The organism is Candidatus Avelusimicrobium aviculae, from assembly GCF_949292495.1.
Taxonomy (GTDB): Bacteria; Elusimicrobiota; Elusimicrobia; order Elusimicrobiales; family Elusimicrobiaceae; genus Avelusimicrobium; species Avelusimicrobium aviculae.
Genome location: NZ_CASEZB010000010.1, coordinates 1 through 15896 on the forward strand (window position 1 = coordinate 1; position 15896 = coordinate 15896).

A 15896-nucleotide genomic window follows, 5' to 3' on the forward strand; every position below is an offset into this window, starting at 1 on the left:
CTTCTTTCTCCCAAATGCCCCTTCTATCTCTTTTTGCTTCATTCATCATACAGGGGTACGGGAGCATGTTAAAACCCACTGTATCAAAAAAAAAAAACAAGTCAAGGCGCGGTTAAAAAACTTTTAACCGCGCCTTGACTGTAAAAACCAGTGCTGGCTGTTAATAAATATTATTTAAAACGTAGATTTACAATAATAAAAAACCCGCCATATTAAATAAGCGGGGTTGTTTTTAATAAAAGCACAAAAATTTTAAACTGCATTCCGGGTAGTTTTTTTAGCAGGAAGCAAATAAAAAATCAAATAGGTTTTGAATAGTTCCAGCGTAAACGCCAAAGAAATAAACACATATTTATATACGCTTATTTCCTGCACGCTCATTTGGTGAGATAAATAATACAACCGCCCCAAAAGCCTAAGCAGCGGGAGAAATGTGAAATCCGCGTTGGTCCATAAAGCAAGCACTGCCTGTAATAAAGACAGAACAAAAACAAAACGCTCCCGCAGCATAATGAAAATAATCTGCCCGGCATACAAAATAAAAAAACCAAAATGCAGGCGCAGCAAAATACCGCCGCTTACCCAATCCTCACACACCAACACAAAATTCACCAAAGCGCCAAACAAGCAGAAAAAAAGAATTATTTTCAGCCAAATGCTCAAACGCCAAAAAGAAAGAAAGACTTTTTCCATTCCGCTTACCTGTTTAATAATAAAGAGCCCTTTTCTTGGTGCACGCGTAAAGCTATTTGCACAAGCCCGTCTAAAATAGAAGTATAATTATAACCGCTGGCTTCAAATAATTGCGGGAAGAGGCTGGTTTCGCTCATACCGGGCAAAGTATTAATTTCGGAAAAATAATATTTGCCGTCTTTCCCCAATAAAAAGTCCACCCGGGCTAGCCCGCTGGCGCGCAAAGCGCCAAAAACAGCTAAAGCGTCTTTTTGCATGCTCTGCTGCATAGATTGGGGAATATCGGCCGGTACGCGTGTTTCACACCCGCCTTGCACCAAATACTTGGATTCGTAATCAAAAAATTCATGGGAAAGCATTTTCAGTTCCCCGCAGGAAGAGGCAGCCGCTTTCCCCCCTTGCCCGTATAAAGCGCAAAAAATTTCCCGCGCGTTATCCACCCCTTTTTCTACCAACACAAATTCATCAAAGGCCAACGCTTTTTCTATCGCCGGAACCAAACCCTGCGCATTTTTTACCTTCGTCACCCCTACCGAAGAACCTAAACTCATCGGCTTTACAAACACGGGATAGCCTTGGCTGGCCGCCCAACTTTCCAAGGAGGCCGCGTCATACTTTTCCCCCCGTTGAATTTTGCGGTAAGGAAGTACCGGCACACCATGCTGAGCCGCCACCAGTTTGGATATTTCTTTATCCATTCCCATGGCCGAGGCCAACACGCCGCAGCCTACATAAGGAGTGTTTAAACTTTCTAAAAGCCCCTGCATTACGCCGTCTTCCCCATTGGTGCCGTGAAGCACGGGGAAAAAAGCGTCCGCCTTTAATTTTAAGGAACCGTCCGGGCTGATTAAATTATAATCCGGCAAAATGGCGGGGGTTAGCGGGGTGTCCTGCGGGGTTTGTTCCCCACATTTTTTTTGCAAAAACCATTCTCCGCTGCGGCTGATAAAAACGGGCAATACGGTATATTTATCCGGCTGGGACGCTAATAAACGGCAGACAGTCTGCGCGCTGTGTACGGAAACTTCATGCTCGGTGGATTTTCCCCCGTACAACACGGCAATTTTTAAAATTTGCATAGCTAAAAACTCCTTATAAAAAGCCTGATTTTCATCAGGCTTTTAAAAACGGTTATTTATCTTCCCGGAAAATGGACCATTTCATTCGTCCGATAAAACTGTCTGTCTTTTCCAAAAAGTCTTCCCCGGGGTCAAAATCATCCTGCACCACGGGCTGGGCCACTTTAATTTCCGGCAGGTCTTCTTCGCTGCGTACTTTGGGTTTAAACGTTTCGGTCACTTCTACGGGGACCTCGTTGATAGGCAGCGCTTTGGGAGCAGCCGGCCTAACGGGCAGCGGCTTCTTGTGCAGCTGCACCAACGAAGGGGCTTGCGGCGGAAGAGGCCGATGAGACGACGGGGCAGGCGGAACGGGCGAGGAAGACTGCCCTTCACGCAAGCGGCGGTTTTCGTCCGTCAATTTTTCTTTTTCCTGTTCCAACACGTCTTTTTGTTTAAGTAATAAATCTTTTTCCTGCGCTAAAGTTTGCTTTTGCTGTTCCAGCAAAGAGCGTTCCTGCGCCCAATTATCTTTTTGAAGGGTTAAAAACTCTTTTTCGCGCGTTAAGGAAGCCTGTTCCTGCTGTAAGGCCTCGTTAGCGGCGTTTAGTTCGTCCGTTTTGCGGGCCAACTCTTCATTTACGGAACGCAAAGACTGTTGGTTGCGCAAGAGAGCTTCGTTATTTTCATGTAAAGAAACCGTTTGGCGGGTTAAATCTTCTTTAGCGGCGTTTAGTTCGTCCGTTCTGCGGGAAAGCTCTTCATTGGCTTTGCGCAAAGACTCTTGGTCCCGCAGCAAAGCTTCATTGTTTTCATGTAGGGAAACGGTTTGGCGCGCCAAGTCCTGGTTGGCGGTTTGCAGGGCGTCCCGCTCGCCGGATAAGTGGGCGTTTTGAGCGGTAAGCACTTCTATTTTGCGTTTTAAATCTTCTATTACCGCGTCATTGCTGTTGATTTTTTCCAACAATTCTTTAAAATTGGCTTCCAACAGTTGTTTTTCCTGCAGGACGGCTTCCACTTTTTCTTGCACGGTGGCAAGCTGGGCGGCCAAATCGTCGCGCTCTTCTTCCAGCGTGCGGATGCGTTCCCCAAAGACGGACATTTGCTGGCGGGACTGGTCCGCATATTCCGTTTCCAAATCATTTAAGGAAGCTTTCAAATCTTCCAGCTCTTTGGTTTTGGCTTCATAACGGGCAAGCAGTTCTTCTCTTTCTTTGGTAACGGCGTGCAGTTTTAAATTTTCCGCTTTTAAAGATTCTATCTCTTCCACTTGCTTCATGCAGACGTTGGAAATTTCATGCAGTTGGTTTTCCAAACTGCTTACTTTTTGCTGGTACTGCTGCTTAATGGAAATGATGCGTCCGTCAAAATTAAAAGATTTAAAGCGTTCTTCCGCCGCGGTTAATTGCTCGCGCAAAGATAAAATTTCTTTGGCTTGCTCGGCCGATTTTCTAAGCGCGTCCATTTTTTCCTGTTGGACTTTTTTAATCTCTCTGTCCAGCGCGCTGTTAACCGCTTTTAATTGAGAAGCCTTTTGATGCAGGCTGGAAATAATGCGTTCTTTTTCTTCCCGTTCCCGGCGGGCTTTCTCTTCCTGCTGCATGCGGTAGGTTTCCGGCTCAAAGCTGGAAATTTCCGCCGCGTTTACGGAAGGAAACGCCGGGGCTTTATCGTCAAAACCGCGGTTGACGGCCGTGTCCGTATACCCCAGCACGCGCGCCGTCTGCGCTTTGGAAAGGGTTTCCACGCTGGCTTTTAAACTGTTAATCGTATCCGCAAGACCGGAAATAAAAGCGTCTTTGTCTTTTTGTTTTTCAACAGCCTCGCGGGTGCGGGCCAATTCGGTTAAGATTTTATCGTTTTGGGAGGAAGAGGCTTCAAAACGTTCTTCCAACTCTTGGATTTTTTCTTCCAGCTTCTCAAAAGAACGGTTGTACTGGGCTTGACGGTTGGCGGCGTTTAGTTGTTTTTTGCCGTCAAATTTATCTTGGTGGGGCGCAGAGTCCGCCGGAGGCAATTCCTGCAGCCGGAAACGTTCCAAAAAATCTGAAAAATCCGTTTGTCCGTCAAACTCGCTATCAAAAGCCATGTTTAATCCCTAGAAGAAAAATGAACGTACAATAAATTTAATCACAATACGAGAAAACTGTCAAGCTAAAAACACGCTTTTTTCACACGGAAAATATTTTTTTATTTTTTAGTCCGTTCAAACAGCTTCTGGCGCAACAAACCCACCAAATAAAAAGAACCGGTACACACCACTTTTTTGGCTTTGCATGCCTCGGCAATGGCGCGGGACGGCTCTTTAAAAAAGCGTACTTTTACCCCTCTTGGCAAAGAGGGGAACACTTCTTTCTGCCCCGCGCCGCGCTTGACGCTGGGAACGGTAATGATAATGTCTTTAAAACGAGGACACAGCAAAGACAATAACTTTTTATAGTCCTTATCTTTCATAAACCCGCATAAAAGCGTGGCGTCCTGCGCGTAGGGGGTTTTGGACAAAAACTCCAAAAACAGCTCCACCGCTTGGGCATTGTGGGCCCCGTCCAACACAAAGGTTTGCCCGGAGCGGTTAATCACTTCAAAACGCCCCGGCAAGCGTACCCGGGCAAACGCGCGGGCGATGGCATCATCTTCAATTTTTAAATATTTTGCCAGCTGATACACCACACAGGCGTTAATGCCCTGGCGCTGGCCTAAAACGCCCAGCGTCCACTCCTTTCCGTCTTTCGTACGAAGAACGGTTTGGTTTTGCACAAAATCAAAAGCGTATTCATAAAAGGGTTCCCCTTCCCCAATAAAACGCAGCGGGGCGTGTTTTTCTTTGGCGGATTTTTTTATTTCTTCCCGCGCGGAGGGATTTACCGTGCCGGAAAAACAAGGCACGCCGGGCTTAATAATGCCGGCCTTTTCCCGCGCTATTTGAGAAAGGGAAGAACCCAGCAAATGCATATGGTCCAACCCAATGGAGGTAATTACACACGCCGTAGGAGAACACACGTTGGTAGGGTCTTTGCGCCCGCCCAGGCCGGTTTCCAGCACGGCATATTGCACGCCCGCGCGCGCGAAATGGCACAAAGCGGCGGCGGTAAGAATTTCAAAAAAATTAAGTTCTTGTTCTTCTTCCTGAAATACCTGAAGAACGGCGTCTGTAAATTCCTGCTTGGAAACGGGCACGCCGTCTACTTGGATACGCTCGCACGGGTCACATAAATGAGGAGACACAAACAGCCCGGTTTTATACCCGGCTTCTTGCAGTACCCGCGCCGCTAAAATAGAAACGGAGCCTTTGCCGTTGGTGCCCGCCACATGGATAATTTTAAAACGTTCCTGCGGGTTGCCCAGCCGCTCCAGCAAGGAACGAAGCCCGTCTAACCCGGCCCCGCACCCCACGCCGCTTCTGGTTAAAATATAATCAAATACAATTTTAAAACTCATTTTTATCCGGATTGTAACGGCGTATATCCGCCCCTAAAGCCGTTAATTTTTGTTCTAAATCTTCGTAGCCGCGGTCTATATGGTATACGCGTTCAATTTCCGTAGCGCCCTGCGCCGCCAGACCGGCAATAACCAGGGCCATTCCGCCGCGCAAGTCCGACGCCATGACATGCGCGCCCGAAAGGCTTTCCACCCCGTTCACGCGCGCGATGCTTTTTTCCGTCACAATATCCGCCCCCATGCGCACCAGTTCCGGCGCGTGCATAAAGCGGTTTTCAAAAATATCTTCATCTATTTCCGAAGTGCCTTCGCACAAAGTCATCAGCGTCATCCAGGGGGCTTGCAAATCCGTGGCAAAGCCGGGGTAAGGGGCCGTTCTCATACGCATGGGTTTTAAGCGGCCCTCATAAGGCAAAACATGCACGCTGTGGGAAGTAACTTCCAGCGGGACGCCCGCCTCACGCAAATCTTCCAGCAAAATGGAATTGTGTTCCGGCACGCAGTTTTCCACCACCACGTCCCCGCGGGTAGCCGCGGCGGCAATAATATAAGAGCCCGATTCTATGCGGTCCGCCACCACGCTATGTTCAGCCCCGTGCAAAGCGGTTTTCCCGCGCACCACCAAACCGCCTTTGGCGTCGGCCGTAATATCCGCCCCCATTTTGCGCAGGAACTCCACCACGTCGTCCACTTCCGGTTCTTTGGCTATGTTTTCCAGCACCGTTTCCCCCTCTATCAAACAGGCGCACATTAACAAGTTCTGCGTAGCGCCCACACTGGGGAAACGAAGCACTATTTTTGCCGGCTGCAACGTTTGGGCGTGCAATACCACGTTTCCTTTTTCGGTAACGGCGCTGGCGCCCAATTTTTCAAAACCTTTTAAATGGATATCCACCGGGCGCACGCCAATGGCGCAGCCGCCGGGCAGAGGAATTTCGGCCGTTTTAAACCGGGCCAAAAGAGGGCCCGCCACCCAAAAACTAGCGCGCATTTGCTTAACCAGTTCATAAGGCAGGCTGTTTTTAAGCGGGCCGTTGGCGGTAATGGTAACCGTGCCGTTGGCGTACTCTATCTTTTTGCCTAAATATTCCAAAATTTTAAGCGTGGTGCGCACATCCCGCAGGTTGGGTACGCGGTGAATAATACAGGGTTCGTCCGTCAGTAAAGTGGCCACTAAAATAGGGAGGGAGGCATTTTTGCTTCCGCTGGTTTGCACGGTGCCTTGCAATTTTTTACCGCCGTGAATAATAAAACGATCCATAAACGCTCCTTCAATACTTAATAAATAGGTTAAATTTTACGGGCAAAAACAAAACGGTCTATTCCAAATATATCTTTTTTTACTTCGGCGTTCCAGCCCCGCCCGCCCAAAAGCCGCGCCACCCCGGCCGGCTGCCCCAGGCATAACTCCAGCCCCAGCACACAGCCGAGGGACGCAAAGCGGGAAACGTTTTCCACTATTTGGCGGGTAACGGCTAAACCGTCCGCGCCGCCGTCCAACGCCAAGGCGGGCTCGCGCTGCACTTCCCGCGCCAGCGAGGGTAAATCGCCCGAAGGGATATACGGCGGGTTGGAAACCATTAAATCAAACGGGCCGGTAATATGTTCAAATAAATCGCTTTGCACAAAAGTAATTCGGTCCGCCAGGTTATGCGTACGGGCGTTGGTTTGCGCCACTTCCAGCGCGGCGGAGGAGACGTCCGAAGCCGTGACATGCGCTTTTTTAAAAAACCGGGCCAACGCCAGCGCCAGGCACCCGCTGCCTGTGCATAAATCCAAAATGCGGATAGGGGCCTGGGCATCAAAGGTTTGCTGGGCAAACTGCGCCAAGGATTCCGTTTCCGGACGGGGAATAAGCACCGCTGGGGTTACCGCTATATCTAACCCGCAAAAAGGCTGAAAACCCACTATGTACGCCAGCGGCTCCCCTTGGGCATGGCGCAAAAGCAAGTCTTCAAACTGTTGTTGTTTGTCCGCCGGTACCGGCTCTTGGCTAAAAGCCGCCAGCCAGGTACGCGTTACCCCCAACACATGCGCGAGCAAAAATTCCGCATTGGCGCGGGGGTCTTCGCTCCCGGCCGCTTGAAGGCGGGTTTGCGCGGCTTCCAACAAAGAATGAATATCGGAAAAAGTCATAGGAAATATGTAAGGCTTAGGCAAAAAGGATAATAACCAACACACAAAACCCCAGATGTTTAATCTACACAAAAAAATCAACTTAACTTTTCAGACATTTACCCTGATGGCGTTTTGTTAAAAAACCGCCCGTCCCAAACAACATTTTTATGTTGCCAAGGGGAAGCCGGCAGTCCAGCCAAACGGTTAAATTTGCAAATTTTTTAATTTTTGCTCCACACGGTAGGCGCGTAAGTCCTCCAAGATAGGCTCTATATTGCCTTGCATGATTTCCATTAAGTTATGGTAAGACTTGTCTGTGCGGTGGTCCGTCACGCGGCTTTGCGGGAAGTTATAGGTGCGGATTTTTTCCGCCCGGTCCCCCGTGCCAACCTGGGATTTGCGCTCGTCATAAATTTCTTTATTTTGCTTTTCTTCTTCCATCTGGTACAGCTTGGCGCGAAGCATGGCCATGGCTTTTTCGCGGTTTTTGCCTTGGTGTCGTTCTTCCCGGCAGGATACCACCACGCCCGTAGGTTTGTGAATGATGCGAACGGCCGTTTCCACCTTGTTTACGTTCTGCCCGCCGGCGCCGCCGGAACGGCAAGTTTCCATAATTAAGTCTTCGGGGCGGATTTCAATGTCTATCTCTTCCGCCTCCGGCATAATGGCCACCGTAACGGTAGAAGTGTGCACGCGGCCGGCGGTTTCCGTATCGGGCACGCGCTGCACGCGGTGGGTGCCGGCTTCCCCCCTTAACCAAGAGTAAGCGCCGTCCCCTTTAATAAACATGCTTACGTATTTGCAGCCTTTTAAGCCGGTGGGGGTGAACTCTAAAATTTCCGTCGTCCAGCCTTTGGTTTGGGCAAAATGCTGGTAAACGCGCAAAAGCTCGTTGGCAAAAAGGGCGGATTCGTCCCCCCCGGCACCGGGGCGGATTTCCAAATAAATATTTTTGGAATCATTCGGGTCCGGCGGGATAACCAAAATGCGCAATTCCTTTTGCAGCTGCGGCAGTTTGGCTTCCAGTTCGGCCAGTTCTTCCGCCGCCATTTTGACAAGTTCTTTATCTTCGCCGGCTTCAATGATGGCGCGGTCGTCCGCGATGGATTTTTCTACCGCGTTGATTTCTTCTTCTTTCTCAATAATCGGGCGTAAAAAAGCGTGGCGTTTGGATTTTTGCGCCAACTCCGCGCTGGAAAGTTCCCCGCTGGCTAAATCGGCCTCCAGCTGTTTAAATTCGGCAATATATTTAGAAGTGTCCATAAACCTGTCCTTGTGGAAAAATGTTTATCCCGTTTCTCCCGTTAGGAAAAAACCGGATAAACAAAAGAGCAGACCCCCTAATGGAAGTCTGCTCTTTCTAAATTTAAAAGCTACTTTGCTTCGGCAGCTTCAGCCTTTTTTTCGGTTTTTTTAGCGGCGGCTTTTTTGGGAGCGGCGGCTTTTTTTACCGTTTTCTTTACCAATTTGGCTTTGGCTTTTACTTCCGTTTTCGGTTTGCGGACCACGGTTTTACCCGCGGTGGCGGCAAAGCGTTTGTTAAATTTGTCTACGCGGCCTTCCGTATCCAACAATTTCTGTTTGCCGGTAAAAAACGGGTGGCAGGCGGAGCAAATATCCAGTTTTAAATTTTTGGTGGTGGAGCGGGTCAAAAACTTGTTTCCGCAAGCGCAGACCACTTCCACAAAATCATATTGGGGGTGTATTTTTTCTTTCATTTTTTCATCTTCCTCTGAAAATCTTATAGTTTATTTTACCATATATTTCGGCCTTTTGGGAAACAAAACCGTTTTCCCCGCCGAAAACGCCGCTAAAAAGCGTTTACTTCCATTTGCTTAAAGAAATCCTTATTGGACTTGGTGGCAGACAGCTTTTCCAACAGTAAGTTCATAGCGTCTACCGAGCTTAATGGCGCCAACACTTTGCGCATAATCCACACTTTGTTCAGTTCGTCCTCGCTTAACAGCAGGTTTTCTTTGCGGGTAGAGCTGCGGTTGATGTCCACCGCCGGGAAAATGCGCCGTTCGGCCAGTTTTCTGTCCAGGCACAGCTCGCTGTTGCCGGTCCCTTTGAATTCTTCAAAAATCACTTCGTCCATCTTGCTGCCCGTTTCCACCAACGCGCTGGCAATAATGGTTAAAGAGCCGCCTTCTTCTAAATTGCGGGCGGCGCCCAAAAAGCGTTTGGGCTTTTGCAAAGAAGTGGCTTCCAACCCGCCTGTAAGCACGCGGCCGGAAGAAGGCGCCACCGTATTGTACGCGCGCGCCAAGCGGGTGATGGAGTCCAGCAAAATCACCACGTCTTTGCCTTGCTCAGCCAGGCGTTTGGCTTTTTCTATCACCATTTCCGCCACTTGGATGTGGCGTTCGGGCGCTTCGTCAAACGTAGAGGAAATCACTTCCCCTTTTACGCTGCGGGCCATATCGGTTACTTCTTCGGGGCGTTCGTCAATCAGCAAAACCATCAGAACCGCGTCTTTATGATTGGTGGTAATGGAATTGGCAATGGCTTGCATAATCATGGTTTTGCCGGTTTTGGGGGCGGCCACAATCAAGGCGCGCTGCCCCTTGCCGATAGGCGCGATCATGTCAATCACGCGCTGGGTGTAGGAATTTTTGTCCAACTCCAGCACAAAGCGTTCATTAGGATGGAGCGGGGTTAAGTTTTCAAACAGAGGGCGGTTGTAAATTTGGGCGGATTCCACCCCGTTTACCTTTTGCACTTGAAGCATGGCAAAAAAGCGTTCATTGTCTTTGGGCGGGCGGATAAGGCCTTCAATGGTATCCCCCTTTCTTAAACCAAAACGTTTAATTTGGGAAGGGGATACGTAAATGTCTTCCGGGCCGGCTAAGTAGTTGTTTTCCTCGGAGCGTAAAAAACCAAACCCGTCCGGCAGAATTTCCAGCACGCCCCCGCCGTAAACGGAACCGTTTTGCTTGGCCTGTATGGCCACAATTTTGCCGATAAGCGCCTGCTTGCGCAGGCCGGATATATCCTCAATATTATAATTTACGGCCAATTTGGTTAATTCTTCCACGCTTAATTTATTCAGTTCCCGCGCGTCCATGGGTTTGGCGCCGTTTGGCTGGCGTTTTTCGGATGCGTGCATATAAGGGGCGGAAGCGTTGGACGTGCGCTGCATGGAGTGGCGCGGGGCAGACGGACGGGCCGGCGTTTGGGCAGCGGCCTCGTCTTGTTTGGAAAGGTCCTTCGTTTCGGCCTTAGGGGCCTCTTTGGCGGACTTAGCCGGTTTTTCCGGCAGGTTTTTTTCTTGTATTGCTTCTTCTTTTTGTTTAACCATAAATATCATTCAGCGCGCGCGCTAAACGGCGCACTTTTTGCTCCAAGTGTTGTTTTGTTGAATTATTTATAATAACCAAATCAGACCGGAGGAATTTTTCCTCCTGCGGCAGCTGGGCTTTTAAACGCGCTTTGTATTGGGCTAAAGTCAGCCCGCGCTGTTTCAGGCGGTTTTCCAACCCCCGCCCGCCGGCGGCAACCAGCAGCGTCATATCCACGTATTTATCCCAACCGGCTTCAAACAAAAGAGGAACCTCAAACACCGCTACGCGCGCCCCGCAGCCGGCCAGTAATTTTTGCGCTTTTTTTAATATCAGCGGGTGGAGAATAGCCTCTAAACGGGTGCGGGCGGAGGGGCGTTTAAAAACCAGCCGGGCCAATTCCTCGCGGCTGTGGCAGGCAAATTCTTTTTGCAACTTTTTCTGCACGCCGGCGCAAGCCAGCGCTTCATGCCCCAGCGCGTCCGCGCTAAGCGTAAACAGCCCGCTGTTTTTGAAAATTTCCAGCACGGTTGTTTTTCCGCTGGCGATGGACCCGGTCAACCCCAATACAAACGGTGTGGCGGCCCTGGCTTTTGTCATAAAGGAAGCTTCTCCATGGCGTACCAGTTTTTGCCCGCCTTGGCGCTGGCTAAAAGAGGCACCCTTAATTTAACGGCATTTTGCATTTTTTCTTTCACAAAAGAAGCCACCGCCGTCAAACGTTCGGAAGGAACTTCAAAAATCAACTCGTCATGCACCTGCATCACCATTTTTACAGGCGTATTGCGCACTTGCCTAAAAATATCCACCATGGCTTTTTTAATAATATCGGCGGAACCGCCCTGCACAATGGTGTTGATGGCCGCGCGCTGGGCAAAAGAAGCCATGGAACCCACCCCCATATTAAATTCCGGCAGGTAACGGATATGCCCCATCATGGTTTTAACGTATCCGTTTTTGCGGGCGGCGGCTACATTTTCATCAATCCAACGGCGCACGCCCTGGTAATTCTTAAAATAATTGTCTATATATTCTTTTGCTTCACGCATGGAAATGGAAAGCGCTTGGGAAAGGCCCATGGGGCCCTGTCCATAAATGATACCAAAATTAATTGCTTTTGCACTAGAGCGCATTTGCTCGGTCACCATTAAGGGCATAACGCCAAATATCTGCGCGGCGGTTTGGGTGTGTATGTCTCCCCCGTCTATAAAAGACTGCACGAGAACAGGGTCCTGGCTTTCATGCGCCAAAACGCGCAGGTCTATTTGGGAATAGTCCACACTGAGCAGCATATTTCCCTCTCCCGCGCAAAACGCCGTGCGAAGCAAACGCCCCTTTTGCGTGCGTACGGGAATATTTTGCAAATTGGGGCTGGAGCTGGACAAGCGGCCCGTTACCGTGCCGGTTTGATCCAAATAAGAATGCACTTTATTGTTTTCGTCCGCCAGTAAAAGCAAGTTGTCTACATACGTGGTTTTTAATTTGCTGCTGGCGCGGTAATCCAAAATTTGCTGGGCCACGGGGTGCAGGGGAGCGATTTCCGCCAGCACTTCCTCATCGGTGGAATAACCCGTTTTGGTTTTTTTAACCGGCGGAATTTTTAGCTGTTCAAATAACAAGACACCCAATTGCTTGGGGGAGTTTACGTTCACCGCATACCCGGCCTGCTTGTCTATCTGCGCCTGCAGGGAAATAATTTCTTGTTCCAGCGTTTGTTGGAAATCCTTCAGCCACGCCGGGTCCACACGCAAGCCTTGTTTTTCCATATCCGCCAAAACCGCCATCAGGGGCAATTCCATTTGCGTAAACAGCAGATACATGCCGGCGTTGTTTAAATCGGCCTCCAATTTGTCTTTTAAGCCCCAAATATACCGGTTATACAGCGCAAGGCGGGTGCGGGCGTCTTCCCCAGAAATTAAAACGGAAAAATAATGCGCGCAGGCGGCGGGGAAACTGAGGTCTCCGGACGGGTCCATTAAATACCGGGCCAGGCGCGCGTCAAAACAATGTATAAAATTGCCTTGCAGGTCTATTTCCGTTTCACGCAGGGTAAGTTTCAAGTCATACCCTAATTTTAAAACAGCGTCATTTAACACCAATTTTTGCAATTGGTCTTTTTCCCACGGGGCCACTTGCGCCAACGGGGTTAAGGAAAGTTCCGTTTCGCTTACGGCCGCCAAAAGGATGTCGTCTTCCGTATGGATAAACAAACGCCCGGTTTGCGGGGCTTTGTTTAATACCTGCGCCAACGGCAAAAGAACGCCCTCTTCCTGCGACACGGCCTGTTGGGGAGGGAGCTCAAACGATGTCAGCAAATTTTTAAATTCATAACGGGAAAATAAATCCGCCAAGGCCTTGGGCTCGGGCGTGCGTATTTGGTAATCCTGCAAATTAAACGGCATGGATAAATTACTGTCCAGCACAACCAGTTGTTTAGAGAGAATACCCTCTTCCATATGCGCCAAGATTTTTTTGGCTAAAGCGGGTTTTAGGTCTGGGTTGTCGTTTTGGGCGGCGCGGATGATATCTTCCAAGTGACCAAACTTTTGAATAAGCTCCACCGCGCTTTTGGGGCCCACCCCCATAATGCCGGGGATATTGTCAGACGCGTCCCCCACAATGGAAAAATAATCCGGCAGGAACTTGGGCTCCACGCCAAATTTTTCCACTGCCGCTTCCGGCCCTTTCAGGCCGTCTTTGCCGCCGGAAGGCCAAATGGAAATTTTATCGTTTAAAAATTGGTATACATCTTTATCTGAGGTAACCAACACGCTGGGAATATTTTGCTTGGCCGCGCTTTGGGCGATAAAAGCCATTAAATCATCCGCCTCAATGCCTTCTTGGGCCACTACGGCAAAACCCATTTCTTTTACCAGTTCGCGCGCCAAATTAAGCTGGCTGACCAGGGCGTCATCGGGCTTCTTGCGGTTGGCTTTATAAGTAGGCAGCATGGCCTTGCGGCGGGCGCAGCCACCGGGAGAGTCAAAACAAATAGCCGCGTAGGCGGGCTTTTTTTCTTTTAAAAATTTAGTCAGCCAGCGCACAAAACCATACAGGGCCCCCACCTCCTGCCCGGAGGTGGTGGACAGTTTTGGCAAGGCGTGATAATTGCGGTGTAAAAAGCCGTGTGCGTCAATCAAAAAAATCTTGTTATCTTCTGGCATAGTAATGAAAGGAAATAAAAGGAAGGTTTATTGTTCTTCCGCCCGGTTAACGGGCGGAAGAGAATGGCGACAAAAATAAGAAAAGTAAAATTTTATAATAAAGAATTTAACTTTTCCTGCAAAGCGGCTTTGGTTTGCAGACCGACGGTTTGCGCTACCACTTTGCCGTCTTTAAAGAAAATAACCGTGGGGATGGAAGCCACACCATATTTGGTGCTGGCGTCGGGGGCTTCGTCCACATTTAATTTGGCCACTTTTGCTTTGCCGGCATATTCGGCGGCCAGTTCTTCCACCACCGGGGCCAACATGCGGCACGGGCCGCACCAAGGAGCCCAAAAATCCACCATAGCTACCCCTTTATACTGCAAAACTTCAGCATCAAAATTAGAATCGTTTAAAATCACTTCGCTCATGGGAAATCTCCTACAATAATATATAAAAAGTATACTATAAACAAAAAGGGCCCTGTCAAGCCTACAAGCCGTATTTTTATACTAAACGGCCTCCCTTTTGGGGAGGCCGTTTCCTCTTTGCGTTAGCTAGAGCAAGGAGGTCTCGTGAGAAATTACCATCCGTTTTTTAGATAATCCCGCACACACTGTTTATATGTTCTGTTCAAAACTTCACCACCTTGACAATCACAATTCGGTTTACCGTAATTGTAAGTTCCTGTAAAAATGGGGCAATAAGTTATCTGCATCATACAAACTTCCCCATAATTAGAGCACGAACCGCTTACTGAAGAACAATAAGAATTGCTGACACTAGCTTTGCCAGTACATGAACCACCACAGGTTCTATGAGGGTCATACATATTTTTCTGATTACAGCGGAAAAGAGCGTCATTATCTGTTACGCTCTGCATAGTTCCCCAATACAAAGGGCCGGGGGTCCAACAAACAGTATCTGTAGTAGGAGTACCAGGACAACATTCCGCTTTATGGCTGGCTTTATAAGAAGGGTCAGAACAATCCAACTCGGGGCAGGCCTGAACCTCTTCAAACTTACAAGAAGCATTGCAACGTTTAATGCTAAAGCTCTTTCCATCAGAACACTTCGTTTTTTGTTCATATCCGACAGGACATTCCGCCCCGGGTTTTAACACACAGTTGATAGCTTTCCATTCCCCGTTGACACATTGTTGCAACTCTACGCCGCAGCCATTAAGACAGGGCGTAGTACCATTGCGGGTTTCCCCTTCTGTACATTTTTCTTCTGCCGGGCATTCTTTATCCCAATCACCTACCGTCCACACATTATTCACGCAGGTATAGGCTTTCGTGCGTTCCGTCTTCCCGTCTGAACACGTTTCCGTTATATCTGCCGGCTTGGCGGGACATTCGGGGAATTCTCCCTGTACCCACTGGTAGTTGGTGGAAGCGTCACATTTATAAGAAGCTTTTACCGTTCCGCATTCGCACTGCTTTATGGCGTCCGCGGGCTGAGTGCCTTCACATTCAGGGTCCGGCGCGCATTCTTCCGCCGTCTTGGAGCAGGCTCCTAAACTATTGACCCATTTCCCGCCTACGCATTTCTTTGTAGTCCGGGTACCACAGCCGTTACATACCTGGTTGCCGGTTACCTGCCCGTTTACGCATTCCGGTTCTTCCGGCTCCACAGGCGTAGGCTCCGTTCCGGGAGGAGTGGTCTCCCCTTCCGTCCCAGCACAGTTGGAAGTGGGGAAGGTAAGCGTATCACAATCCGGGTAGTTTTTGTTTAATTTCTTACACCCGTCCCCAGTGCAGCAGTAGCTGCCGTCCTCATAGGACAAAATCTTAAGCGTATAGTCCCCACTGGTACTCTTGGCCGAAATACCCTGAGCTTGTAAACTATACGTATAGTTCTTTGTATTCGCAGACGCTATGACGTCAGACAGCGCGGAAAAGTTCGTCGTGTAGTTCTGGTCCAACGTACAACGTCTTTCCTGTTCCGTACGAACCGCGGACATCATCTCTTCCGCTTCCGTCACTTTGCGGTTTTCTATCACGCGGTTGAATTTGGGCAATGTAACGGCGGACAATACCCCGATTACAATTACCACGATAAGCAGCTCTGTAAGCGTAAAAGCACGCCTATTTTGCTTTTTAATTTTAGACACAATCCCCTCCATTGGTTTTAACTAAAAGCCACTGTATCAAAAAAAA

Annotated in this window: 13 protein-coding genes; all 13 read right to left on the reverse strand. The window is 49.1% G+C overall.

The window, feature by feature from the left end; all coding sequences use genetic code 11:
- Positions 1-252 precede the first annotated feature (252 nt).
- The 13 genes from ACQY33_RS02295 to ACQY33_RS02355 all read right to left on the reverse strand — a co-directional run bounded on the left by ACQY33_RS02295 (position 253) and on the right by ACQY33_RS02355 (position 15850).
- The gene (locus ACQY33_RS02295) at positions 253-693 is read right to left on the reverse strand and encodes a hypothetical protein (protein WP_428073540.1); all 441 of its coding nucleotides are present in this window, start codon (positions 691-693) and stop codon (positions 253-255) included.
- 5 nt (positions 694-698) lie between these two features.
- Positions 699-1772, reverse strand: coding sequence for a D-alanine--D-alanine ligase family protein (locus tag ACQY33_RS02300; protein ID WP_428073541.1), 1074 nt, complete (start codon positions 1770-1772; stop codon positions 699-701).
- A 52-nt stretch (positions 1773-1824) separates the two neighbouring features.
- Positions 1825-3840 carry a hypothetical protein gene (locus ACQY33_RS02305; RefSeq protein ID WP_428073542.1) on the reverse strand — a complete coding sequence of 672 codons (2016 nt, stop codon included), beginning with the start codon at positions 3838-3840 and terminating at the stop codon, positions 1825-1827.
- A gap of 101 nt (positions 3841-3941) precedes the next feature.
- Positions 3942-5189 (reverse strand): bifunctional folylpolyglutamate synthase/dihydrofolate synthase, encoded by a 1248-nt coding sequence (locus ACQY33_RS02310; RefSeq protein ID WP_428073543.1) that lies wholly within the window; start codon positions 5187-5189, stop codon positions 3942-3944.
- Positions 5179-6450 (reverse strand): UDP-N-acetylglucosamine 1-carboxyvinyltransferase, encoded by a 1272-nt coding sequence (gene murA, locus ACQY33_RS02315; RefSeq protein ID WP_428073544.1) that lies wholly within the window; start codon positions 6448-6450, stop codon positions 5179-5181. Before murA ends, ACQY33_RS02310 begins: the two co-directional genes overlap by 11 nt.
- A 29-nt stretch (positions 6451-6479) precedes the next feature.
- Positions 6480-7325, reverse strand: a complete 846-nt coding sequence (gene prmC / locus ACQY33_RS02320; RefSeq protein WP_428073545.1) for a peptide chain release factor N(5)-glutamine methyltransferase — start codon at positions 7323-7325, stop codon at positions 6480-6482.
- A gap of 186 nt (positions 7326-7511) precedes the next feature.
- Positions 7512-8570 (reverse strand): peptide chain release factor 1, encoded by a 1059-nt coding sequence (gene prfA / locus ACQY33_RS02325; protein WP_428073546.1) that lies wholly within the window; start codon positions 8568-8570, stop codon positions 7512-7514.
- A 110-nt stretch (positions 8571-8680) separates the two neighbouring features.
- Positions 8681-9025 carry a 50S ribosomal protein L31 gene (gene rpmE, locus ACQY33_RS02330; protein WP_428073547.1) on the reverse strand — a complete coding sequence of 115 codons (345 nt, stop codon included), beginning with the start codon at positions 9023-9025 and terminating at the stop codon, positions 8681-8683.
- A gap of 92 nt (positions 9026-9117) precedes the next feature.
- Positions 9118-10449 (reverse strand): transcription termination factor Rho, encoded by a 1332-nt coding sequence (gene rho, locus ACQY33_RS02335; protein ID WP_428073552.1) that lies wholly within the window; start codon positions 10447-10449, stop codon positions 9118-9120.
- Between the two features lie 151 nt (positions 10450-10600).
- A complete protein-coding gene (gene coaE, locus ACQY33_RS02340; RefSeq protein ID WP_428073548.1) occupies positions 10601-11188 on the reverse strand; it encodes a dephospho-CoA kinase in 588 nt (195 codons plus the stop codon).
- Positions 11185-13752: a DNA polymerase I gene (polA, locus tag ACQY33_RS02345; protein WP_428073549.1), complete on the reverse strand. Its 2568-nt coding sequence runs from the start codon at positions 13750-13752 to the stop codon at positions 11185-11187. The genes coaE and polA overlap by 4 nt, the downstream gene beginning before the upstream one ends.
- Positions 13753-13844: 92 nt before the next feature.
- Positions 13845-14165 (reverse strand): thioredoxin, encoded by a 321-nt coding sequence (gene trxA, locus ACQY33_RS02350; RefSeq protein ID WP_428073550.1) that lies wholly within the window; start codon positions 14163-14165, stop codon positions 13845-13847.
- Between the two features lie 152 nt (positions 14166-14317).
- A complete protein-coding gene (locus tag ACQY33_RS02355) occupies positions 14318-15850 on the reverse strand; it encodes a type IV pilin protein (protein WP_428073551.1) in 1533 nt (510 codons plus the stop codon).
- Between the last annotated feature and the right edge of the window lie 46 nt (positions 15851-15896).